Source organism: Anaerococcus sp. (assembly GCF_030825785.1).
Classification (GTDB): Bacteria; Bacillota; Clostridia; order Tissierellales; family Peptoniphilaceae; genus Anaerococcus.
This window is the reverse complement of record NZ_JAPJPG010000077.1, coordinates 1-2,738: the sequence shown is the minus strand read 5'-3', so window position 1 is coordinate 2,738 and position 2,738 is coordinate 1. Positions and strand designations below refer to the sequence as shown.

Genomic DNA, 2,738 nt, shown 5'->3' with positions numbered 1-2,738 from the left:
CACAATAGAGAAGAAATCCTAAATATTTTCTCTAATAAAGTCATTAGTTAAGGCAAATATCTCAAGTCTTTTCTCATAACTTGTGAAGTTATGACCGACATTTTCTATTTCTATGTATTTACAATCCGTGAACTTCTCTTCTAGGATGGTCATGGATTCTTTTTCTATTACTGGATCCTTCTCTCCCCTAATCATAAGGACCTTGCCCTTATATTCTTCCGCCATTTTTAGGAAATTATATTTCCTACTATCTTCTACAATCTTAGCCGATAGTCTAAGACCTCCCAGGTCCTTTTCCCCAAGCATCTGACTTTTGGATAAATCCTCTAAGGACCTTATAAGATTTGAGTTTTCCAAGGAATAGTTGCTTCCTGGTGCATAGAGTATAAGACCCTTAGGCTCCTTAAGCTGGGCTAGCTTTATGGCGACAGCTCCTCCCATGGAGTGGGCCCTGATAAATATCTTATCCCTATCTACAAATTTCTCTTTTTCTACAAAGTCATAGATAATCTGGGCATCTTCTATCTGTCTAGTGAAGGTTAGATCGAAAAAGCTTCCCTCGCTTTCTCCGCATCCCCTAAAGTCGAATCTATAAACCAGAAAACCCGCTGCAGTTAGATATTTAGCATGCTGGATAGACATATAATTAATCCCATTTCTATCATCCATAAGACCATGGAAGAATATTATTGCTGGGTATTTTTTATTTTCACAAAAATCATCAGGAGTATTGAGGACTCCCCTGATTAAGTCATTGTTTTTTGCTCTGATACTTTTATATAAATATTTCATATCTCCTCCTAGTATATACTTACCCCAAAGCTTTAGAAGAAATTTTGTAAAAGTTCTGTAAAATTTATCTAAGCCTATTGACCAAATGAAATTATAATGATATCATAATGATATCAAATAAATAAGGAGAAAATTATGGACAAGTTAGAAAAGAAACTCGAAAACTCTGATAATGTCGAAGAAAAGATCCTTAAGGCAAAGAAAAATGGTCTTCTAATGCTTTTGGTCTACCTCATCCTCCTAGCAGGAGCCATTTTGACAATAGTGGTAAATGGAAATATTATCGATAGTGGTAATTACTCAAGCCTAAATATAGTATTTCTAGTAATAGGAATTGTCTTTGCAGCCTTAGGTTGGATCATGCTTTTAGGTCTTAAGCTTCTAAAACCTCAAGAATCACTGGTTCTAACACTTTTTGGTAAATATATTGGAACCATAAAGGGCGAGGGCTTTTATTATGTGAATCCTTTCGTTTCAGCAGTAAATCCTGCTGCCAACACCAAGCTAGGCCAATCTGGAGATGTGAGTGATGGCATAAAGATTTTCGATAAGTCTAATTCCTACCAATCTACCAATAAAAAAATCTCCCTAAAGGTAATGACCCTAAATAACAGCAAACAAAAAATCAACGATTATTTAGGAAACCCTGTAGAGATTGGCATAGCAGTAATGTGGAAGGTAAACGACACTGCCAAGGCGGTATTTAATGTAGACAATTACAAGGAATATCTTTCCCTACAAACAGATACAGCCCTAAGAAATATTGTTCGCCAATATCCTTACGATGTAAATCCTCATTATCAAATCGACACAACAGGCGATGGAGAGCCAGATGATGGATCTCTTAGAGGTTCTAGTGAAATAGTAGCCAGGAGAATCAAGGAAGAAATTCAAAAAAGAGTAGAATTTGCAGGTCTTGAAATAATAGAAGCAAGGATTACCCACCTATCTTACTCATCTGAAATCGCTGCAGCAATGCTTCAAAGACAACAAGCATCAACCCTAATCGACGCTAGAGCCATGTTAGTAGATGGAGCAGTGGGCATGGTAGAGATGGCCCTTGAAAAGCTTGAAGAAAATGGAGTAGTCGACCTAGACGAAGAAAGAAAAGCAGCTATGGTATCAAACCTCCTAGTTGTTCTTTGCGGCAACCATGAAGCAAGCCCAATAGTCAATACAGGAAGCTTGTATTGATGGCCAAAAAACAAATACCCCTAAGGGTATCGGAAAAACTCTACAAGCAAATTGCCCAATGGGCCGAAGATGATTTTAGATCAATAAATGGGCAGATAGAATACCTACTTACAGAATGTGTCAAACAAAGAAAAAAAGACGGCAAATATGTATCAGAAACTATTGATGAACCATTAGACTTAGATATTGAGTAAGCAAAAAGTCCTACTGTAAATATTATTTTCTGTAGGACTTTTTACTTGCAAGTTTTCTTATAAAACTAGTTTTATATAATAGATGCTTTATAGACTTGCCTGGTCTATAGAAGTTAAAACGTGGACCTGAAAATCTCATAACTTCTCGAATCTCTTCTCGTCTTGCTGGTTCATAGCAATGGATCTTACAATAAAGAACAGAAGGGCTTATTAGAACCATGTGAGCAAGAAGAAAGCCTCCTTCTAACGTAATCCTTAAGCTCACTAATGCTTACTGGGGCCATAGTAGATAGACTAGCTCATAAAGCCCATATTATGGATATGTCTAGGGAAAAGGTTATAGGATGGAAGATACAATAGAGTGGTCAAAAAATATATGAAATATATGTAAAATGCCTTTCCCCTAGGGGAAAGGAAGAATGTGGTCAAGTTTTACTATATGTGGACCACCTCTAGATAATAACTGTGGACCAATTTTGGATTGATATTTACAGCAATATGGGTATACATTATAAAGGCAATTAATTTTAAGATATATTATGAAATATAAAAGTAAGA

The 2,738-nt window shown here is 36.2% G+C and carries 4 protein-coding genes; 2 read left to right on the top strand and 2 right to left on the bottom strand.

Annotated elements, in window-relative coordinates:
• Nucleotides 1-18 precede the first annotated feature (18 nt).
• A complete protein-coding gene (locus tag RCH56_RS07550) occupies nt 19-792 on the bottom strand; it encodes an alpha/beta hydrolase (protein ID WP_306484367.1) in 774 nt (257 codons plus the stop codon).
• A 135-nt stretch (nt 793-927) separates the two neighbouring features.
• On the opposite strand from RCH56_RS07550, the gene RCH56_RS07545 reads away from it, so the two are divergent.
• Together RCH56_RS07545 and RCH56_RS07540 are read left to right on the top strand one after the other, a co-directional pair.
• On the top strand, nt 928-1,986 hold the full coding sequence (locus RCH56_RS07545) for an SPFH domain-containing protein (RefSeq protein ID WP_306484366.1): 1,059 nt from the start codon (nt 928-930) through the stop codon (nt 1,984-1,986).
• Entirely contained in the window at nt 1,986-2,180 is a 195-nt protein-coding gene (locus RCH56_RS07540; RefSeq protein ID WP_105301241.1) for a PTS ascorbate transporter subunit IIC, read from the top strand. Before RCH56_RS07545 ends, RCH56_RS07540 begins: the two co-directional genes overlap by 1 nt.
• 22 nt (nt 2,181-2,202) lie before the next feature.
• On the opposite strand, the gene RCH56_RS07535 is transcribed toward RCH56_RS07540, so the two are convergent.
• On the bottom strand, nt 2,203-2,445 hold the full coding sequence (locus RCH56_RS07535) for a nitrous oxide-stimulated promoter family protein (protein WP_306484365.1): 243 nt from the start codon (nt 2,443-2,445) through the stop codon (nt 2,203-2,205).
• Nucleotides 2,446-2,738 lie beyond the last annotated feature (293 nt).